A 19516-nucleotide genomic window follows, 5' to 3' on the forward strand; every position below is an offset into this window, starting at 1 on the left:
GTGCCCCCTCCACTGTCTGAATGGAGATTTGATGCTGGTCTGGACCGGAAAGTTGATGGTGTTGGGGTGCCTGTCACCGGATGGTGACCTGGCTCGACTACGATCGCGTCGCCATGCTTAACAGATTCCGGCAGTTCTGGACCAAGGTGATCACGCCGATCGCCACCCTTTTGCTCAAGCTCGGCGTGAGTGCCGACATGGTCACGCTGGTCGGCACCATCGGGGTGTCCGCCGGAGCGCTGATCTTCTTCCCCCGCGGTCAGCTCTGGATCGGCGTGGTGGTGATCACCTGCTTCGTCTTCTCCGACCTGATCGACGGCTACATGGCCCGGACCTCGGGGACGTCGTCGAAGTGGGGCTCGTTCCTCGACTCGACGCTGGACCGGATCGCCGACGGCGCGATCTACGGCGGCCTGGTGCTGTACTACGCGAACTCGCGGGCCGGCGACTCCACCCTGATGGCCGCGGTGACGCTGTGGGCGCTGGTGATGGGCGCCGTCACCTCGTACGCCCGGGCCAAGGCGGAGAGCCTCGGGCTGAAGGCGAGCGGCGGGCTGGCCGAGCGGGCCGACCGGCTCGTCTTCACGCTGATCCTGGCCTTCTTCTCCGACCTGCTGAACCTGCCGATCCTGCTCGAGCTGGTGATCTGGTACGTCGCGGCCGCCAGCACGATCACCGTGATCCAGCGCTCGCTGTCGGTCCGCAAGCAGGTGCTGGCCGACCCCGCGAACGCCGGGCTCGACACCCCGCCGGCGGAGCCGAAGACCGACTGAGGATGGACGGTCTGAGGCACCGGGCGGTCGACCTGGCCTTCGCGCTCGCCTGGACCCTGGTCCGCAGGCTGCCCGAAAGCACCGTCAGCCGGCTTTTCCGGCTGGCCGCCGACCGCACCTACCGCCGCAACGGCCGGGGCGTACGGCGGCTGCGCGGCAACCTCGCCATCGTCTGCCCGGATGCCACCGACGCCGAGCTGGACGACCTCACCTGCGCGGGCATGCGCTCGTACCTGCGCTACTGGCAAGAGGCGTTCCGCTTGCCGGAGTGGACCGACGCGGAGATCGTCGGGCGCGTACGTACGGTCAACGAGAAACTGCTCCGCGATGCCCACGCGGCGGGGCGAGGCGTAATTTGCGCGCTGCCGCACTTGGCCAACTACGACCACGCGGGCGCCTGGGCCGGACTGACCGGCATGCCGGTATCGACCGTCGCCGAACGCCTCCAGCCGGAATCACTGTTCGACCGCTTCATCGAGTACCGCAAACGGCTCGGCATGGAAGTCCTCCCGCTGACCGGCAGCGACCAGGACGTCACCGGCATACTCGCGGACCGCCTACGCGCGGGCGGCTTCGTCTGCCTCGTCGCCGACCGAGACCTGTCCGAGCGCGGCGTACCCGTCACGTTCTTCGGCCAACCGTCCCGGATGCCGGTCGGACCGGCCGCGCTGAGCCTGAAAACCGGCGCGCCGCTGATCCCGGCGACCCTGCACTACGACGGCCCGGACCTCGTCATCACCTTCCACGACACCATCGAGCCGGATACCGCGGCCGAGATGACCCAGCGCTGCGCCGACGCCTTCGCGGCCGGGATCGCGGCCCACCCGCAGGACTGGCACATGCTGCAAAGAATTTTCCTCGACAGGTAACAATCGTCCCGTGAGGATCGGCGTGGTCTGCCCGTACTCGCTGGGCACGCCCGGCGGGGTGCAGAACCACGTCCGCGACCTGGCCGACGCGCTGCTCTCGCTCGGTCACGACATCTCGGTCCTGGCGCCGGTCGACGACACCGACGCGGTCCCGCCGTACGTGGTCTCGTCCGGGCGGGCGGTCGGCGTTCCGTACAACGGATCGGTGGCGCGCGTGACATTCGGCCCGCGGACCGCGGCGCGGGTGAAGAGCTGGCTGGCCGACGGTGACTTCGAGGTGGTCCATGTCCACGAGCCGACCACGCCGAGCGCGTCGATCATCGCGCTCTGGTCGAGTGACGGGCCGTTCGTCGCCACCTTCCACACCTGGCAGGTCCGGTCCCGGGCGATGAGCGCCGCCTCCAGTCTGCTGCGGCCGGCGCTGGAGAAGATCGACGCCCGGATCGCGGTCAGTGAGAACGCGCGCTCGATGATGGTGCAGCACATCGGCGGCGAGGCGGTGGTGATCCCGAACGGCCTGTACACGGCGCGCTTCAAGGGCAGTCCGCGCGCGGAGTGGATGGGCGACGACGGCACGATCAGCTTCCTCGGGCGGCTGGACGAGCCGCGCAAGGGCCTCGGCGTACTGCTGGACGCCGTACCGGCGATGCTGGCCGAGCGGCCCGGGCTGAAGGTGCTGGTGGCCGGCGCGGGGCAGGCGGACGAGGCGCGGCGGTCGCTGCCGGCCCGGTACCGCGACCAGGTGCTGTTCCTCGGTGCGATCGACGACGAGGCGCGCGCCGACATGCTGGCCGGCTCCGACGTGTACGTCGCGCCGCACCTCGGCGGGGAGAGCTTCGGCATCGTCCTGCTGGAGGCGATGGCGGCCGGTGCACCGGTGCTGGCCAGTGACCTGGCCGCGTTCCGGCAGGTACTGGACGGTGGCCGGCTGGGGGAGCTGTTCGACCCCGGTGACGCGGGTGAACTGGCTGCCCGCGCGCTGCGGCTGCTCCGGCGGCCGGCCGAGCGGGACGAACTGCGGGCCGCCGGGCTGGGCGCCGTGCCGCGTTACGACTGGTCGGCGCTACTGCCGGAGCTGCTCTCGGTGTACGAACTGGTCGCGCGCTAGATCAGCTTGGCGTGGACCGCGTTGATTTCGTCCAGGTCACCGGACTCCGGCTTCCACGGCAGCACCATGGGGTCCTTCGGGTAGCGGGGGATCACGTGCAGGTGAGTGTGGAAGACCGACTGCCAGGCGTCCGCGCCGATGCAGCTGAGCAGGTTCGCGCCGGTTGCCTCCGGGAGCCGGTCGATCACCCGGCCGATCAGCGACTGCGCGAGCAGGGTCACCGCGGTCAGGTCCTCGGCCGCTGCCTCGCGCAGATCGGTCGAGTGCGTCCGCGGGATCACCAGCAGGTGCCCGGGAGTCGCCGGGGCGATGTCCATGAACGCGATCGCCTTGTCGGTCTCCTCGACCCGGGTCGAGGGGATGGTGCCGGCCACGATCCCGCAGAAGATGCAGTTCTCGCTCATCGCCACAGGCTATACACTGCGCGAGCCGTACAGTGCCCCCACGTGACACTAGGAGACCGATGCCGGACGATCTTCTGCGCCCGACCATCGGCACCGGCGTGGACCTGACCGTACGCCCCTGGCGGTTGATGTCGCAGACGTACGTGGCGTTCTTCGGCGGCGTGATCGCGTCGACCGTCGTCGCGTACCTGAATGCCGGCCGGCTTGGGGTGGACGCGGCGAAGCGGCGGCTGATCCTGTTGTCGGGGCTCGGCGGACTGGCCGCGGTGATCGGGATCGTTGCCCTGCTCGCGGATGACACCGGTGTGACTACCGAGCTGCGCGTGCTGACTCGGGTCGTCGCGGTGGTGTGTTGTATGGCCCAGCTCCGGCTGCAGCGGCCGATGGATCGCGCGTTCCAGCTCCGCGGCTCCGAGTACCGCTCGCTGTGGGTCGTCGGGGTCGCCGCGACGATCGGTGGCGCACTGGTCGAGATCCTGATCCTGGTGATGGTGGTGCTGTGAACGAACCGACCGAGGCCCGCCTGCGAATGGCCGGTCACTGGCTGCAGATCGGCCACCCGGAGCGGACCCTGGACGAGCTCCAAGGGCTGACCGGCGAGGCGGCGCTGGATTACCGTGCGTACCTGTTCCGTGGCGCCGCCCTGCACTCGCTCGACCGGAACCAGGAGGCCATCGACGTACTCCGGGATGGTCTTGCGCTGCACGGTCCGTTTCTCGGGATGCTGCACATCCTGGGGTCGGCGCTGCGGTCCGAGGGCCGGCTGCCCGAGGCGGAGGCGGCGTTCCTGCAGGGCCTGAGCCTCGACCCGAACGACCCGGATCTGCTGATCGGGTACGCGCTCGTGTGCTTGACCGCGGGTCAGGCGCAGAAGGCGAGTGCCCTGGTCGAGCGCGCGGCGTCGCACGCACCGGAGAGCGCGGCGGTGTCCGCGGCGCGTGCGCAGGTGGCGTTTGCGCTTGGCAACGACCGCGACATGCACCGCCACAGCGCCGAGGCGTTGTCGCACGATCCCGAGGACCCGAACGCGCGGGCCTTGCACGGCACCGCGTCGATGCTGACCGGCGACCCGCGCTCCGGGTACACCTCGCTCGCCTCCGCGGCCGCGTCCCAGCCCGGCGACCCGGACCTGCGCGCCGCCGCCCGCGAGGCGAAGCTGATCAACCATCCGCTGATGCGCCCGCTGCGCCCGTTCGCGCGGATCAACCCGCTGGTTGTCTGGATCGGCGCGGTCGTGATCATCTACGGTCTCCGCGCCGTCGGTCTGGCGCCGCTGTCGTTCGGGTTCGCGATGATCTGGCTGACCTTCTGCGTGTACTCCTGGGTGGTCCCACCACTGGTCCGCCGCTGGCTCAACCGGAAATGGGGAGCATGAGTAACGACCGCATCGACGCCCTCCGCAAGGCCGTCGACACGAATCCGGATGACGTACTGCTGCGGCTCGTGCTGGCTGAGTCGTTGACGGCGGCTGCTGAGATCGAGGAGGCGCTCGATCAGTACGTGGTGCTGCTCGACCAGCACGGGTTGCCGGACGACCAGTTCGTACCGGTGGGGGAGCTGGCCGCGGCGAACGGACGGCTCGCGCTGCTGCGGAACCTGCTCGAGGCGGCTCGTCAGCGCGGCATCGTCGAAGGCACTGGGCGGTTGCAGCAGCTCGTCGACGGGATGATCTCGGAGCGCAGCGGCGTCCGCATCAAGGTCGGCCCGGAAGCGGAGTACGACCCGCTGACCGCCGACACCGCCAAGGAGACCACCACCTTCGACCAGGTCGGCGGCATGGAGGAGATCAAGCGGATCATCCACCGGATGGTCATCCTCCCGCTGAGCCGCCCGGAGCTGTACGAGAAGTACGGCCGGAAGTCCGGCGGCGGCGTGATGCTCTACGGGCCGCCGGGCTGCGGTAAGACGCTGCTGGCCCGGGCGACCGCGGGGGAGTGCGGTCTGCCGTTCATCAACGTCCGGATCGAGGACGTGATGGACCCGTACCTGGGCGTCTCCGAGCGGAACCTGCACGCCGCCTTCGAGCGCGCCCGGGCGAACGGTCCGTGCGTACTCTTCCTCGACGAGCTGGACGCTCTTGCCTTCGCACGGCACAAGCACGGCGGCTCCGAGTCGCGGCGGCTGGTCGACGTACTGCTCCAGGAGCTGGACGCGATCGGCTCCGACAACGAGGGCCTGCTGGTACTCGCGGCCTCGAACGCACCGTGGGACGTGGACGAGGCGATGCTCCGCCCAGGCCGCTTCGACCGGGTCATCTTCGTACCGCCGCCCGACGAGCCGGCCCGCGCCGACATCCTCGGCGTACTGACCAAGGACGTACCGGCCGACGACCTCGATCTGAAGGCGCTGGCCGGCCAGACGCCCATGTTCAGCGGCGCTGACCTGCGCGCACTGATCGAGCGTGGCGTGGACAAGGTGATCGACGAGGCGCTCTCGACCGGTGGCGAGCCGCCGCTGGCGATGCGGCACCTCACCGACGCGCTGACCGCGGTGAAACCGTCCACGCTCGACTGGCTGCACCGCGTCCGCTCGTACATCGAGTTCGCCAACCAGAGCGAGCGGTACGACGACGTGGCGGCGTACCTCAAGTCCCGTGACGTACGCCGCCGGCTGAGCTGATCATTTCAGTTTCGCCACCACCGACTCCGGCATCGCCTCGTACCGGCTGAAGTGGCGGGTGAACGAAGCCGCGCCGTGCGACAACGAACGCAGGTCGATCGTGTACCGGGTGATCTCCACCTGCGGCACCTCGGCCTTCACCAACGTCCGGTTGTCGCCGATCTTGTCCGTACCCAGGAGGCGACCGCGCCGCCCGGACAGATCGCTCATCACCGCGCCGACCAGCTCGTCGGGCACCAGCACCGACACCAGGTCCACCGGCTCCAGCATCGCCACCCGCGACGCCGCCGCGGCCTCCCGCAACGCCAGCCCGCCGGCCATCTGGAACGCCATGTCCGACGAGTCGACGCTGTGCGCCTTCCCGTCCAGGAGCGTGACCCGGATGTCCACCATCGGGTACCCGGCGCCGACGCCCTTCTCCATCTGCGCCCGGACGCCCTTCTCCACGCTCGGGATGAACTGCCGCGGCACCGCGCCACCGACCACCTTGTCGACGAACTCGAACCCGGCACCCTCCGGCAGCGGCTCGACCTGGATGTCACAGACCGCGTACTGACCATGGCCGCCGGACTGCTTCACATGCCGCCCGTGCCCCTTCGCCGCGCCGCCGAACGTCTCCCGCAGCGGCACCCGCAGCTCGACCGTGTCGACCGTCACGCCGTACCGGTTGGCGAGCGCGTCCAGGACGACGTCCGAATGCGCCTCACCCATGCACCACAGCACGATCTGGTGGGTCTCCGGGTTCTGCTCGATCCGTAGCGTCGGGTCCTCCGCGGCCAGCCGCTGCAGCCCGATCCCGAGCTTGTCCTCATCGGTCTTCGCATGCGCCTGGACCGCGATCGGCAGCAGCGGCTCGGGCATGCTCCACGGCTTCAGCAGCAACGGCTCGGCCTTGTCGGACAGCGTGTCACCGGTCTCGGCCCGGGTCAGCCGGCCGATCGCGCAGAGATCACCGGCGACCACCTGACCGGCCGGCCGCTGCGTCTTGCCCAGGGGGAACGACAGCGTCCCGATCCGCTCGTCCTCGTCATGGTCCTGATGGGAGTTGTGTTCACCGAAGAAGGACGTGAAATGGCCCGACACGTGAACCGTCGTGTCGGGCCTGATGGTGCCGGAGAACACCCGGACCAGGCTGACCCTCCCGACGTACGGGTCCGACGTCGTCTTCACCACCTCGGCCAGCAGCGGTCCATCGGTGTCGCAGGCGATCCCCTTGCGCGGGACGCCGTGCGGGTTGAACACGTCCGGGATGGTGTGTTCGGGCGGGGACGGGAAGGCGCTGGTGATCACTTCGAGCAGCTCGGCCGTACCCACGCCGGAGCCGCTGCAGACCGGGATCACCGGGAAGAACGAGCCGCGCGCGACCGCCCGTTCCAGGTCCTCGATCAGCACTTTCCGGTCGATTTCCTCGCCGGCGAGGTACCGGTCCATCAGCGACTCGTCCTCGGATTCCTCGATGATGCCCTCGATCAGCGCCTCGTCCGATTGGCTCAGCAGGCTGATCAGGCCGTCGCCGTCCGGCCGGTACAGCGGGAGCACCTTGTCGCCGAACGCGGCCTGCGCGGTGGCCAGGGCGTTGTCGTAGTTCGCCCGGGCGTGGTCCAGCTTGGTGATGACGACCGCGCGCGGCATCCCGACCTCGTCGCACTCCTGCCAGAGCGCCCGGGTCGGCTCGTCGACGCCCTCGTTCGCGGCGACCACGAAGAGTGCGCAGTCGGCGGCCCGGAGCCCGGCCCGCAGCTCGCCGACGAAGTCCGCGTACCCGGGGGTGTCGATCAGGTTCACCTTCACGCCGTCGTGCGGCAGTGAGGCCAGCGCCAGGCCGACCGAGCGCTGCTGCCGGATCTCGGCGTCGTCGAAGTCGCACACCGTGGTTCCGTCCAGGACGGTGCCGGGTCTGTTCAGGACCCCGGAGGCCACCAGCAGGGCCTCGACCAGAGTGGTCTTGCCGGCGCCCGACGGGCCGACCAGCACGACGTTGCGAATGGCGGCCGGGCTGTCCACAGCGGGCGCGGCTCCGGTGCCTTGGGAAGTGTTCGTCTTGTCTGCCATGACGTTTCCTCCTGGTCCACCCACGATTCCCCTTGCGGCCACTTCGCACAAGGCCCGCCACGCCGCGGACCCTCACGGTAGGTAGGGTCGCGGCCATGCATAGAGCGCGTCTCCCGGTTCCACGCCTACTGCGCGGCACTCGGCGGGCACCTCGCCGTGCGGGAGCGAAGGGCACGATGGAACCGCATCGAGCCCTCCGCTCCCGCACGCCGAGGCACTCCGCCGAGCACCTGCTCGCTACGGCGTGGAACCGGGAGACCCGCTCTAGGGCACTCGGGGTAGTCATCAGCGCGCTCGTCGGCGTACTGGCCGTGGCGGGGTTTGCGGGGCCGGCGGCGGCCGGGCCGGTGGAGGCCGGTGACGAGATCACCAACTTCACGATCGACTACAGGGTGTCGGCTGACGGCGTACTGCACGTCAACGAGACGGTCGACTATCGGTTCGCGACCAGCGGCCGGCACGGGATCTACCGCGATCTGGTCGTGCGCGAGCCGTACAAGGACAACGCGAAGAAGGACCAGGAGTACCAGGTCGACAACGTCGAGGTGTCGTCACCGACCGGAGCACCGGCCGAGCACACCGAGACGTCCTTCAAGTCGAAGGACGGCCGCACCGAGCACCTCCAGATCAAGATCGGCTCGGCCAGCGAAACGGTCCGCGGTAGCCAGGCGTCGTACGTGATCTCGTACGACGTACGAGGTGCGCTGCGGCACTTCGCCGACCACAGCGAGCTGTACTGGGACGCGACCGGCAGCGGCTGGGAGGCTCCGATCAACAATGTCACCGTCAACGTGCAGGTACCGCAGGGTGTGACGCAGGTCGACTGCTTCGCGGGCGTGGCCGGGTCGAAGGACACCTGCCCGCGGAAGTCCGTGGTGGGGGAGAAGGGCGTCTTCGGCGCGACCGGCCTGGCTCGCGGACAGCAGCTGACGATTGTCGCGGGCATCACCGCGGGCGCCGTACAGAACGACACCCCGATCGTGGTCGACCCGCCCAACTGGCTGCAGCGCAACGGCCTGTCCTGGCTGTCGCTGATCGGTTCCGGCCTGGTCAGCCTGGTCGCGCTTGTCCTCGCCGGGCTGTACGCAAAACTCGGCAACAAGGACCAGCGCTTCGCGGGCCTGCCTCCGGGTACGTTCCCACCGTCCGGGATGGCGGCGCCCGCGGTGAAGAACGAGCTGAGTGAAGACCAGATCCCCGTTGCGTTCGCCCCGCCGAAGATCCCGGTCGCCGAGGGCGGTCTGCTGATCGACGCGAAGGCGAACACCACCGAGACCGCCGCGACGCTGATCGACCTGGCGGTCCGCGGCGGCGTCCGCATCGACAACTCCGGCGACTCGCAGAAGGCCGTCCTGCTGAACGCGGCAGTCGCGACGGCACCGCACGAGCAGGCGCTGATGTCCGGCCTGTTCCCGACACTGCAGCCGGGCTCCGAGGTGACGCTCAAGCGCGGCGCGGTCGGTGAGAACACCATGCGCAAGGCGCACGACGCTATGATCGCGGCGCTGCGTGACCAGGTGCGGCAGCGCGACTGGTACCTGCGAATGCCGCGCGGCGCCGGCGGCTCGCTGTTCAAGAACGGCTTCCGCGGCGCCTGCATCGGGATGATCGCGATCTGGGGGCTCGGTGCCGGCTTGATGGGTACGGTGGCCGCCGGCGTGGGCGCGGGGTTGCCGGTCCGGAAGATCGTGCTCGCGGTCCCGCTGATCTCCGTGCTCGTTGCCATCGGCATCTGGACCAGCATCCGCCGCCGCGGTCAGCGCAACCCGGCCGGGCGCGCGGTGACCGACCAGGTGTCCGGCTTCCGCAAGTATCTGGCCACCGCCGAGGCGGATCAGCTCCGGTTCGAGGAGGGCGAGGACATTTTCTCGAAGTACTTGCCCTGGGCCATCGCTTTCGGGCTCGCCGACCGCTGGCAGAAGGTCTGCGAGCAACTGGTTGCCGCCGGCCGACTGACCCCCGACCCGGTCTGGTACTACGGCCCGTCCTACTACACCTCCGGCTGGACCGCCGGCGCCGTCAGCTCGACCGTCGCCCACAGCTTCGACCCGCCGCCCACGCCGTCCAGCTCGGGCGGTGGCGGCGGAAGCTCCTCCGGTTTCGGGGGCGGCGGTTCGTCCGGCGGCGGTGGCGGTGGTGGAGGCGGCGGCAGCTGGTAGGACCCCACTCTGGGTAGTGTCGCGGGCATGCGTCGTGCTCTCGGGGTAGTTGTCGGCATGCTCGCGGTCGCGTTGGCGCTGGCCGGGTACGCCGTACCCGCGTCGGCCGCGCCCGGTGACTGGGTGAATGCGATGGCGATCGACTACACCGTCACCCCGGACGGGGTTGTCAAAGTCTCGGAGACGATCGAGTACCACTTCGGCGACCGGGATCGGCACGGGATCTACCGCGATCTGGTGATCCGGGAGCCGTACGCCGACGACAAGTCGAAGGACCAGAAGTACGAGGTGTCGAACATCCAGGTGTCGTCGCCGTCCGGCGCGCCGAGCAAGTTCAGTACCTCCACCGACTACAAGAACAAGCGTCGCGACCAGGTGTTGCGGATCAAGATCGGTTCGTCGGGTGACACCGTGCCCGGCCGCGACGCCACGTACAAGATCAGCTATGACGTCCGCGGCGCGCTCCGGCACTTCGCGGACCACAGTGAGTTGTACTGGGACGCGACCGGGCTGAGCTGGGACGCGAACCTCTACAAGACGTCGATCACCGTCACCGCTCCGCAGGGCGTACGGAAGGTCGCGTGCTACGCCGGACCGCCCGGCTCGACGAAGCCGTGCGACGCGGCAACCATCAGCGCGGGCAAGGGCGTGTACAAGCAGGAAGCCGCCATTCCCCGTGGCTCAGGGCTGACGATCGCCGCCGGCCTCCAAGCCGGTGCCGTGAGCAACGACACGCCGATCGTGGTGGACCCACCGGGCTTCCTGGCCCGCTACGGTCTGACGCTGCCCGTCGTGCTGCTGTCCATCCTGGTCACGATCATCCTGGTCGCGGCCGGTAAGTTGCTCGCCCGCCGGCAGGGCGATCTGCGGTACGCGGACCTGCCGCCGGGAACCGTACCGCCCGAAGGCCTCACCCCGCCCACGGCCCGGAACCGGCTGTCCGACAAGAACCTCCCAGTGGCCTTCGCGCCGCCGGCCATCACCGCCGCGGAGGGCGGTCTGTTGCTGGACGGCAAGGCGGACACCACCGAGGTCGCGGCGACCCTGGTCGACCTGGCGGTGAAGGGCGCGATCCGGATCGACGGCACCGACGACCTGCAGACCGCTGTGCTGGTCGATCCGAGCCGCGCGACCGCCGCCCACGAGTCCGCGCTGCTCAAGGGCCTGTTCCCCAAGCAACAGCTCGGATCGCAGGTACGGCTGGTCGCGCCGGCGGTCGGCGACACCCGGCCGGCGAAGGCGGCCGAGGGCATGGTCGACACGCTCCGCAGCCAGGTCGAGCAGCGGAACTGGTACGTCCGGATGCCGCGCCGCGTGAAGGTGGTGGAGTCCTCCGGGTACGGCTGGGTTCCACTGGGCTGCGGAGTGTTCCTGGCGCTGCTGGTCGGGCTGATCGCGCTGATCGTACGGATGGTCAAGTTCGGCGCGCCGGTCTGGCTCGGAGCGGCGCTGGTGATCGGCGTACCGGCGATCGCGCTGCTGAACAGTCTCCTCGACGTGGTGCTCGCGCGCCGGGCGGGGCGGCGTACGGCGCTGGGGCGGGCGCTGACGGACCAGGTGATCGGCTTCCGCCAGTACCTGAGCACGGCGGAGGCGGATCAGCTTCGGTTCGAGGACGGCGAGGACATCTTCAGCAAGTACCTGCCGTGGGCGCTGGTTTTCGACCTGGCCGACCACTGGCAGCAGGTCTGTCACCAGCTGGTCCAGTCCGGCCGGCTGACCGCGACGCCCAGCTGGTATGCCGGTACGACGTCGTACTACGACTCGTCGTGGTCCGCGAGCAGCATCACGTCGACGGTGTCGACCAGCTTCGCGCAGCCGCCGAGCCCGTCCACCGGAGGAGGGTCCTCCTCCGGCTTCTCCAGCTCGTCCTCGTCGTCGTCCTCATCGGGCGGCGGCGGAGGCGGGGGTGGCGGCGGCAGCTGGTGACCAGGCGGGTGACTAGCCGGTGATTAGACGCTGCCGCCCGCGGCCGCCGGCGCGGTCGGGTCGTTACCCGCGTCACCGACCACCTCGCGGGCCAGGAAGTCCTCGAGGTTGAAGAGGTTGTCGCCGGCGCGCTTGGCGACGTTGACCAGGGTCTTCATCGCAGCGACCTCTTCGACCTGTTCCTTCAGGAACCACTGCATGAACTGCTCGCCGATGTAATCGCTCTCGTCGCGCGCGGCGCGGGCCAGGGTCTCGATCTGCTTGGTGACCGTGATCTCCTGCGCCAGCGCGAGCTCGAGCGGCTCCAGCGCGGACTTGAAGTCGGCCTCGACCGCGTCCACCGGCGGGATCTGCGGCCGGACGTCCTTGTCCAGCAGGTACTGGACCATCATCATCGCGTGGTTGCGCTCTTCCAGCGACTGCTTGTAGAAGTGCGCGGCGAGCCGCGGCAGATCCTGCTCGTCGTACCAGACAGCGACTGCCACGTACTGCTGTGACGCCGTGAATTCGTTCCGGATCTGCTCCTGCAGAAGTTTCTCGTACGTGCTCATTCCGTCAATCTAGACGCCACCGGCGGAATGCACACGCTTGGCGAGCCTGACCTAACCGTGTCGGGACCGCCCGAGTTCGACTACCGTACGGCCGCCGTCGAGCCGGACCGTGCTGCCGTCGACGACCACATCGATGCCCTCGGCAAGCGCTTCCGGCCGGATCGCGTCCCGGGTGAGCAGCACCGCATTCACCAGCACCAACGGCTCACCGTGATGCCGAGCGGTCAGGTACGGCGTCCCGGAATGCACTCCGAACGGATTCACGCCCAGTCCGCGATGCACACCGGCCGTGTCGTACCCGTGCAGTCCGACGACCGCCGACACCAGCCCGTCCGCATTACGTACGGCTGCCGCCGTCGCGCTGGTGGTTGCCTCCGGCAAGGACTCTCCGGCGACCGCGAACCCGCCGCTGCGTACCAGCGCACCGTCCGGCCCCTCGACCAGCGCACACCGGATCTCCCACCCGTTGTGCACCACGGACGTGATCTCGATCGCCCACGGTCCCTCGGTTCCGAGCCAAGCGCGATGCCACGAGGAGGCCGTACGCTCATCCACCCCGAGGCGCCGGATCCGCCCGCGCCCGCTGACCGGACCGTCGGGGGAGACGAGCGAGATCAGGTTGTCCACCGGCGGCTCGTGGTCGGACAGGTCCGGTCCCGCGTGGTTCGCGTACGCCAACCGGTTGTAATGCGGATCGCCGTCAGGCTCCACGCCCGACGGTTCCGCGATCGGCGCATGATCGGCGCCGTGGTTCACCAGCTGGACGACCTGGTCATGCCGGCTCGCGTGCACGATCCAGCCCGGCTTCGGCATCGCCCGGATCTGGTCCGCGTTGTCCAGCGGAATCGAGTCCTCGGGATCCGACCAGACCGGGTGCTCCGGCGGCAGGATCAGCCCGACAAAACCCTTCGAGGCCCAGTACGGCGACCCCGGACCGGAGTACTGCTGCGTCGTCGGCAAGAACGTGTCGTACCAGCCGAGCGTCAGTACGCCCCGCTCGTCCGGCACCCCGTGCTGTACGAAATGCCGCGCGATCCCCGAACACAGCCGGCGAGTTTCGCCGGGAGTCAACGGGGTGGAATCGAGCAGCGCCCCCATCCAGTACGGCGCCGCCGCGGCCATCCGGTACGTCAGCGAACGGCCCTGGTAGATCGGTGCACCGTCGTTGCCAACCAGGTGAACCGCGTCCGCGAGGAAGAGGTTGATCCGCTCCTTGTAAAGCTTCAGCCGGTCCTCGTACTGCGCGCCCGGCGTCGCGGCCGCCATCCGCGCCCACAGACCGGGGTACAGATGCATCGCCCAGCCGATGTAGTTGTCGAAGTTCTGTCCGTCGCCGTCCGAATACCAGCCGTCACCGACGTACCAGTCCTCGATCCGGTCCAGCCCGCCGTCGATGTCGTCCTGGGAGCACGGCGCGCCGACCGACGCGAGGAACTGCTCGCTCACGACCTGGAACAGCCGCCAGTTGTTGTCGTGCGTCGTCGAACCGTTGAACCCGCCGAGCCACTCCGCGACGTGCTCCTGGGCGCGGGTGTCGAGCCGGTCCCAGATCCACTCGCGCGTCTCGTGCAGCGACACCGCGATCGCCGCGGCCTCGACCATCTGCTGCGACTTCGGGGTGAGGCGCAGCCAGGCCTCCGGGTGGTCCGGGTTCGCACCGTTCGCCACGCCGCGCGCGTACCGCTCGATCAGGGCTTCACAGCCCTTGCCCTGGACGCCGGCGATCCGGAATGCGGCCAGCATGAACGACCGCGCGAAACCTTCCAGCGCATCCGACGCGGTACCCGACCGGCTCGCGCGACCGGGCAGCTCGACCAGCGACGCGCCGGGGGAGAAGTACGGCACCAGCGAGTCGAGCAGATGGTCCGCGAGTGCCTCCCAATGCGCCCGCACCCAGCCGGTCTGCCGGGAGAGCTCGCGGTCGGTGTCGGGCAGGATCAGACGGCTCATGCGAGTCTCCCGAGTTCCGTGGCGCTGATGGCGTGGTCGAGCGGACGGCCGGCGGCGAAGTGCTCGAGTTCGGTCACGGCGAGCTCGCCGAGGCGGGCGATCTCGTTGCCGACGGCACCGGCGACGTGCGGGGTGATGAAGACATTGGGCAGGTCGAGCAGCGGCGAGTCCGGCGGCAGCGGCTCGGGCTCGGTCACATCGAGTACGGCGTCGATCCGGCCGGAGCTGCACTCGCTGAGGAGGGCTTCGGGGTCGATGATCTTGCCGCGGGCGGTGTTGATCAGCACCGCGCCGTCCTTGAGCAGGCCGAGCAGCCGCGCATCCACCAGACCGGTGGTCTCAGGCAGCAGCGGCGCGTGCACGCTGAGGATGTCGCTGCGCCGGAACAGCGTGTCGTTGTCGACCAGCTCCGCACCCAGCGCCGCCGCCTCGTCGGTGGTCAAGTACGGGTCGCTGATCAGGACGTTCAGGTCGAGCGTACGCAACCGCTCGGCAACCATCTTCGCGATCCGGGACGCGCCGAGCAGACCGACGGTCGAGCCGTAGCTGCCCGGCATCGAGTGCGGATCGGTCTTCCGCCGCTCCAGCCGGTACTGCGCCGCGAGCCGGAACGCCCGCTTCCCGGCCAGCACGATCGCCGCGACGGTGAACTCGGCGACCGGCTGCGCGTTCGCGGTGGCCGCCGACGAGACCTGGATGCCACGGTCGAAAGCGGCCGGGTCGACGATCCCCTTCACCGAACCCGCGGCGTGCAGGATCGCCTTCAGCTTCGGTGCCGCGTCCAGCACCTCCGGGCCGATCCGCGGGCAGCCCCAGCCGGTCAGCAGGACGTCGACCTCCGGCAGCGCCGCCCGGACCGCGGGATCGGCGAGGAAGCTGGTCCCCGGGCCGACGGGTAGCACGGTGGCGACGGCCTCCAGCCGCGCGCGGACCCGCGGTACCAGGACGCGCTCCCGGCTGGTGTCGTTCATCGCCAGCATCACGGTCAGGGCGGAGGTTGGTTCGCTACTCACGCCAGCTAACTTAGCAAGCGCTTTCCGACCTGTCGCGCCGACCGCGGATTCCGGCTGATTCGCAAAACTTGTCCGCGGCCGGAATTTGTCCGCCGAGGTGAGGCGTTGACCTGGGAAAGGGCAGGATAGAGGGGCCTACCCGCCCTGTCGGCCACTGCGAAGGAGAACGACGATGCTGCGACCGGACGACCTCTACGAGATCGTCGACGAGTCGGTGGCGACCGGCCCGGCGGCGACGCCGAAGGTCTTGGTGCACGCGCTGGACGGGTTCATGGACGCCGGCCAGGCCGGCCGGGTGACCGCCGACCACCTGCTCGAGGTGCTCGACCACCGGTTGCTGGCGCGCTTCGACGTCGACCTCCTGCACGACTACCGGGCCCGGCGGCCCGAGGTGACGTTCGCCGAGGACCGGTTCACCGACTACACCCCGCCGCACCTGAGCCTGCACCTGGTCACCGACGACGCGGGCGTGGACTTCCTGCTGCTCGAGGGCGTCGAGCCGGACAACCACTGGGACCGGTTCGCCGGCGCGGTGCGGCAGCTGATCGACCAGTACAACGTGACGTTGACGATCGGCGTCCACGGCATCCCGATGGGCGTGCCGCACACGCGGCCGCTCGGCCTGACCGCGCACGCCACCCGGCCCGAGCTGGTCACCCGCTCGAACATCTGGGACGGCGAGATGCGGCTGCCTGCGAGCGCCGGCACGATGCTCCAGGTCCGCCTCGGCGAGGCCGGCCGGGACGCGATGGGCTTCGCCGTCCACGTGCCGCATTACCTGGCGGAGAACAGGTTCCCCGGCGCGGCGCTGGCCCTCGTACACGCCATCTCCGCGGCCACCGGCCTGCTGCTCCCTAGCAAGGCCCTGCTCGACGAGGCAGCGGTCACCGGCCGCCTGGTCGACGAGCAGGTGGAGGCGTCCGACGACGCCAGCGCGGTGGTCAAGTCGCTGGAGACTCAGTACGACGCTGCCGCCGGTTCGGTCAGCCGGAAGAGCCTGCTCGCGGACTCGACGCCGTCGGCGGACGAGCTCGGTGCCGAGGTGGAGCAGTTCCTCGCCGAGCTGAACCGGGACGACGACTGACCTGTCCGACTCCTGACCGGGTGGCGTCCGTGCGGATGGTGCCTGTCAAAATGGGGCATGCCTGAGTCGCTGGAGGACCTGGTCGAGTTGCTCGACCTGGAGATGATCGACGTCGACCTGTTCCGGGGACGGCAACCGCAGACGTCGATGCAACGGGTGTTCGGCGGGCAGGTGCTCGGACAAGCGCTCGTCGCGGCGAGCCGGTCCGTCGATCCGGAGCGGGTCGTGCATTCGCTGCACGGGTACTTCCTGCGCGGCGGCGACACGTCCGTACCGATCGTGTACCGGGCGGAGGCGACGCGGGACGGCGGCTCGTTCAGCAGCCGCCGCGTGGTCGCTTCGCAGAACGGGAAGCCGATCTTCTACATGTCGGCGTCCTTCCAGCGCCCGGAGCCCGGTCTTGATCACCAGGATCCGATGCCGGACGACGTCGTACCGCCGGAAGAGGCGCCGCGGCTCGCGACCGTACTGGAGGCTCAGTCCGGTCGTCCCGCCGCCGACTGGGATCGCGAGTGGGCGTCGCTCGACGTACGACTGGCCGGCGTGACCGGGCGTCAGTTCTGGATCCGCGCCGCCGGGAAACTCTCGGATGAGCCGGCGCTGCATGCGTGCGTTCTCGCGTACGCCAGCGATCTCACCTTGCTGGGCGCGAGCCTGCTCCCGCACGGCATCGTGATCGGCGACCGCCGCATCCAGCCGGCGTCGCTCGATCATGCGCTGTGGTTCCATCGCCCGTTCCGCGCGGACGAGTGGCTGCTGTACGACCAGTCGTCGCCATCGGCGTCCGGTGCGCGTGGTTTCGCGACCGGCCGTTTGTACACCGAGTCCGGCAGCCTGATCGCGTCCGTGGCGCAGGAGGGACTCATTCGTCCGGTCGGCCTGGACGCGGATCTGCTACCGTAAAAGCATGTTGCAGCGCGCAGTAGTGACGACGACGCCGGAGTACGTCCCGGCGCGCTGACACCTGATTGTCTGACGAAGCCCCGGGGCGAGTGCCCCGGGGCTTCTGCGTTCCCGTGGTTCCTCGCCCTTTCTCAACGAGGAGACCACCATGTACGACCACCGCAAGATCGGCCGCGAGCTCGGCCTGTTCGATTCCGACCCATTGATCGGCGCCGGGTTGCCGTACTGGCTGCCCGCGGGCGCCGCCGTACGCCGGGCGCTCGAGAGCTACATCGCCGAAGTAGAGCGCCGCGCCGGGTACCAGCAGGTGTACTCACCGGTGCTGGCGAAGCGCGAGCTTTATGAAATCTCCGGCCACTGGGCGAAGTACCACGACGACATGTATCCGCCGATGGAGCTGGGCGGCGAGGAGCTCGTGCTGCGGCCGAGCATCTGCCCGCATCACGCGCTCATGTATCGCTCGCGGTCACACAGCTATCGCGAACTGCCGCTGCGGATCTCCGAGCTCGGTGGGCAGTACCGGGCGGAGCTGTCCGGTGCGATCGGTGGGCTGAGTCGAGTACGGGCGATGCAGCTGAACGACGCGCACATCTTTTGCCGGCTCGACCAGGTCGCCGCTGAAGCTGCTGCGGCGTTGGACTTGATCAACGCCGCCTATTCGGACTTGGGCATAGAGGCATCCCGGTTTGTGCTGGCATTGCCGGCTGTGGATGCGGAGTTCAACAGTCCGGCGAGCAAGTACGTCGGGGATGCGGCGAGTTGGGCGGCGGCTGCCTCGCTGTTGCGCGATGTGCTGAAGGAGGCTGGGGTTTCGTACGAGGATGCGCCGGGGGATGCGGCGTTCTACGGGCCGAAGATCGATATTCAGGTGATGGATTCGGCCGGGCGGGAGTTCAGTCTGTCGACCGTGCAGATCGACTTTCACCAGCCGGAGCGGTTCGGGCTCGAGTACATCGGTGCTGATGGCAACAAACACCGGCCGGTGATGGTGCACCGGGCAATCGTCGGGAGCATCGAACGGGCGATGGCGCAGCTGATCGAGGTCCATGGCGGCGCGTTCCCGGCGTGGCTGGCGCCGGTGCAGGTGGTGGTGCTGCCGATCTCGGATGCTGAGGAGAAGCGGGCGGTCGAGGTTGCCCGGCGGGCGTCGGATCGCGGGTTGCGGGTCGAGGTCGCGCATGCGGACGAGGGCAGTCTGGGTGCGCGGATCCGGGAGAACCGGCTGGTGCCGTACCAGGCGGTCATCGGCGCCCGCGAGGACGCGGCCGGCGAACTAGCCGTCCGTGAGCGTGACGGCAGCCGCTGGGCCGCCGCGCCGATCGGCGCTGTCCTGGACCGGATCCGGCGGGAGGCGAGTCCCCAGGCCCTCGCAATCGACGATGACGACCCGAGCTGAGCGTGCTGCCGGCGGGTTGTGTCACCGCTGGCGGGTTGTCTGCCCACTGGCGGGTTGTTTGACTGCTGGTGTGTTGCAGTGCGCCAGCGGTCACATAACCCGCCAGCCGCCAACCCGAGGGAGTCGCTAGGTGTGCGCTGCGCGGCATAGGTGCTGCGCGAGTGAGAGGTGAGCGGGGATATCCGGATCTTGTGACTGATGTGTGGGTTGGGTGGAGCGGGGTGTTCCTGAAGGGTTGTCGGGCCGGGTCGGGCAGCGCGTGGGGGTGTTGGTGGAGCCTTTTCGTGGAATGGCGCCAGAAAGGCTCCTGTGCGGTGCGGAAAGGCTCCTGCGACGGTGCAGGGTGGTGTGGGCGCGGTGTGAGCTGGGGTGTGGGGCGGGGTTTGTGGATTTGTGGGTGGTGGTGTGCGGGGGGACAGGAGGTGTGGGTGGGGTGGGTAGTGCACTTGAGCGTGGAGGGGGCGGGGTGTACGGCGTCTCGGGGGTGCACTACCTGTCGAACTGCCGATGATCCGATCCGGGCGCAGCCGAGCACAGTCGGGGCTGCAGACCGCCCCTCCCGGCCGAACCTGACTCACACACCAAGCACAAGACCCGGATATCCACTGGTGTGGTGGGTTCTCCACTCGTGTACCGGTGGAGAACCCACAACAGCAGTGGATATCCACCGGCGTGGGGGGAGCTTCGTGAGCCGCCGCCCGCCCGC

16 protein-coding genes are annotated in these 19516 nt (G+C 69.2%); 11 read left to right on the top strand and 5 right to left on the bottom strand.

Features of this window, described 5'->3' with window-relative positions; translation table 11 throughout:
• Positions 1-113: 113 nt before the first annotated feature.
• From pgsA to ABD260_RS33350, 3 genes are read left to right on the top strand one after another with little or no spacing between them, the layout of a single operon-like run.
• Positions 114-773 carry a phosphatidylinositol phosphate synthase gene (gene pgsA / locus ABD260_RS33340; protein WP_344240170.1) on the top strand — a complete coding sequence of 220 codons (660 nt, stop codon included), beginning with the start codon at positions 114-116 and terminating at the stop codon, positions 771-773.
• A gap of 2 nt (positions 774-775) precedes the next feature.
• Positions 776-1642, top strand: a complete 867-nt coding sequence (locus tag ABD260_RS33345; RefSeq protein ID WP_344240172.1) for a phosphatidylinositol mannoside acyltransferase — start codon at positions 776-778, stop codon at positions 1640-1642.
• Positions 1643-1652: 10 nt separating this feature from the next.
• Positions 1653-2750, top strand: coding sequence for a glycosyltransferase family 4 protein (locus ABD260_RS33350; RefSeq protein WP_344240174.1), 1098 nt, complete (start codon positions 1653-1655; stop codon positions 2748-2750).
• Here ABD260_RS33350 and ABD260_RS33355 read toward each other — a convergent pair.
• Positions 2747-3154, bottom strand: coding sequence for an HIT family protein (locus ABD260_RS33355; RefSeq protein WP_344240176.1), 408 nt, complete (start codon positions 3152-3154; stop codon positions 2747-2749). The two genes, ABD260_RS33350 and ABD260_RS33355, sit on opposite strands and share 4 nt — an antisense overlap.
• 59 nt (positions 3155-3213) lie before the next feature.
• On the opposite strand from ABD260_RS33355, the gene ABD260_RS33360 reads away from it, so the two are divergent.
• The 3 genes from ABD260_RS33360 to ABD260_RS33370 are packed head-to-tail and all read left to right on the top strand — an operon-like array spanning position 3214 to position 5773.
• Entirely contained in the window at positions 3214-3657 is a 444-nt protein-coding gene (locus ABD260_RS33360) for a hypothetical protein (protein WP_344240178.1), read from the top strand.
• Positions 3654-4529 carry a tetratricopeptide repeat protein gene (locus tag ABD260_RS33365; protein WP_344240180.1) on the top strand — a complete coding sequence of 292 codons (876 nt, stop codon included), beginning with the start codon at positions 3654-3656 and terminating at the stop codon, positions 4527-4529. The genes ABD260_RS33360 and ABD260_RS33365 overlap by 4 nt, the downstream gene beginning before the upstream one ends.
• On the top strand, positions 4526-5773 hold the full coding sequence (locus ABD260_RS33370; protein WP_344240182.1) for an AAA family ATPase: 1248 nt from the start codon (positions 4526-4528) through the stop codon (positions 5771-5773). The genes ABD260_RS33365 and ABD260_RS33370 overlap by 4 nt, the downstream gene beginning before the upstream one ends.
• Here ABD260_RS33370 and ABD260_RS33375 read toward each other — a convergent pair whose 3' ends face one another.
• Positions 5774-7825 carry an elongation factor G-like protein EF-G2 gene (locus ABD260_RS33375; protein WP_344240184.1) on the bottom strand — a complete coding sequence of 684 codons (2052 nt, stop codon included), beginning with the start codon at positions 7823-7825 and terminating at the stop codon, positions 5774-5776.
• A 176-nt stretch (positions 7826-8001) separates the two neighbouring features.
• Between ABD260_RS33375 and ABD260_RS33380 the strand changes: the two genes are divergently transcribed.
• A complete protein-coding gene (locus ABD260_RS33380; protein WP_344240186.1) occupies positions 8002-9984 on the top strand; it encodes a DUF2207 domain-containing protein in 1983 nt (660 codons plus the stop codon).
• Between the two features lie 27 nt (positions 9985-10011).
• Positions 10012-11913, top strand: coding sequence for a DUF2207 domain-containing protein (locus tag ABD260_RS33385; protein WP_344240188.1), 1902 nt, complete (start codon positions 10012-10014; stop codon positions 11911-11913).
• Positions 11914-11936: 23 nt separating this feature from the next.
• Here ABD260_RS33385 and ABD260_RS33390 read toward each other — a convergent pair whose 3' ends face one another.
• From ABD260_RS33390 to ABD260_RS33400, 3 genes are read right to left on the bottom strand one after another with little or no spacing between them, the layout of a single operon-like run.
• The gene (locus ABD260_RS33390) at positions 11937-12464 is read right to left on the bottom strand and encodes a ferritin (RefSeq protein ID WP_344240190.1); all 528 of its coding nucleotides are present in this window, start codon (positions 12462-12464) and stop codon (positions 11937-11939) included.
• A 51-nt stretch (positions 12465-12515) separates the two neighbouring features.
• Complete coding sequence (locus tag ABD260_RS33395) at positions 12516-14414, bottom strand: DUF2264 domain-containing protein (protein ID WP_344240192.1); 1899 nt, start codon at positions 14412-14414, stop codon at positions 12516-12518.
• Positions 14411-15427: a hydroxyacid dehydrogenase gene (locus ABD260_RS33400; RefSeq protein ID WP_344240194.1), complete on the bottom strand. Its 1017-nt coding sequence runs from the start codon at positions 15425-15427 to the stop codon at positions 14411-14413. The genes ABD260_RS33395 and ABD260_RS33400 overlap by 4 nt, the downstream gene beginning before the upstream one ends.
• 172 nt (positions 15428-15599) lie before the next feature.
• Here ABD260_RS33400 and ABD260_RS33405 point away from each other — a divergent pair, with 172 nt between their 5' ends.
• From ABD260_RS33405 to thrS, 3 genes are all read left to right on the top strand, one after another.
• Positions 15600-16511, top strand: a complete 912-nt coding sequence (locus ABD260_RS33405) for a proteasome assembly chaperone family protein (protein WP_344240196.1) — start codon at positions 15600-15602, stop codon at positions 16509-16511.
• Positions 16512-16568: 57 nt separating this feature from the next.
• Positions 16569-17414, top strand: coding sequence for an acyl-CoA thioesterase (locus tag ABD260_RS33410; protein ID WP_344240198.1), 846 nt, complete (start codon positions 16569-16571; stop codon positions 17412-17414).
• 103 nt (positions 17415-17517) lie between these two features.
• Entirely contained in the window at positions 17518-18810 is a 1293-nt protein-coding gene (thrS, locus tag ABD260_RS33415; protein WP_344240320.1) for a threonine--tRNA ligase, read from the top strand.
• The last annotated feature ends 706 nt before the right edge of the window (positions 18811-19516 follow it).

Source organism: Kribbella hippodromi, from assembly GCF_039531045.1.
Classification (GTDB): Bacteria; Actinomycetota; Actinomycetes; order Propionibacteriales; family Kribbellaceae; genus Kribbella; species Kribbella hippodromi.

Bases quoted from the DNA above. Each gene is read 5' to 3' on its own strand.
- pgsA (WP_344240170.1), top strand. From the start codon at position 114: ATGCTTAACAGATTCCGGCAGTTCTGGACCAAGGTGATCACGCCGATC.
- ABD260_RS33345 (WP_344240172.1), top strand. From the start codon at position 776: ATGGACGGTCTGAGGCACCGGGCGGTCGACCTGGCCTTCGCGCTCGCC.
- ABD260_RS33355 (WP_344240176.1), bottom strand. From the start codon at position 3,154: ATGAGCGAGAACTGCATCTTCTGCGGGATCGTGGCCGGCACCATCCCC.
- ABD260_RS33360 (WP_344240178.1), top strand. From the start codon at position 3,214: ATGCCGGACGATCTTCTGCGCCCGACCATCGGCACCGGCGTGGACCTG.
- ABD260_RS33370 (WP_344240182.1), top strand. From the start codon at position 4,526: ATGAGTAACGACCGCATCGACGCCCTCCGCAAGGCCGTCGACACGAAT.
- ABD260_RS33375 (WP_344240184.1), bottom strand. From the start codon at position 7,825: ATGGCAGACAAGACGAACACTTCCCAAGGCACCGGAGCCGCGCCCGCT.
- ABD260_RS33380 (WP_344240186.1), top strand. From the start codon at position 8,002: ATGGAACCGCATCGAGCCCTCCGCTCCCGCACGCCGAGGCACTCCGCC.
- ABD260_RS33385 (WP_344240188.1), top strand. From the start codon at position 10,012: ATGCGTCGTGCTCTCGGGGTAGTTGTCGGCATGCTCGCGGTCGCGTTG.
- ABD260_RS33390 (WP_344240190.1), bottom strand. From the start codon at position 12,464: ATGAGCACGTACGAGAAACTTCTGCAGGAGCAGATCCGGAACGAATTC.
- ABD260_RS33395 (WP_344240192.1), bottom strand. From the start codon at position 14,414: ATGAGCCGTCTGATCCTGCCCGACACCGACCGCGAGCTCTCCCGGCAG.
- ABD260_RS33405 (WP_344240196.1), top strand. From the start codon at position 15,600: ATGCTGCGACCGGACGACCTCTACGAGATCGTCGACGAGTCGGTGGCG.
- ABD260_RS33410 (WP_344240198.1), top strand. From the start codon at position 16,569: ATGCCTGAGTCGCTGGAGGACCTGGTCGAGTTGCTCGACCTGGAGATG.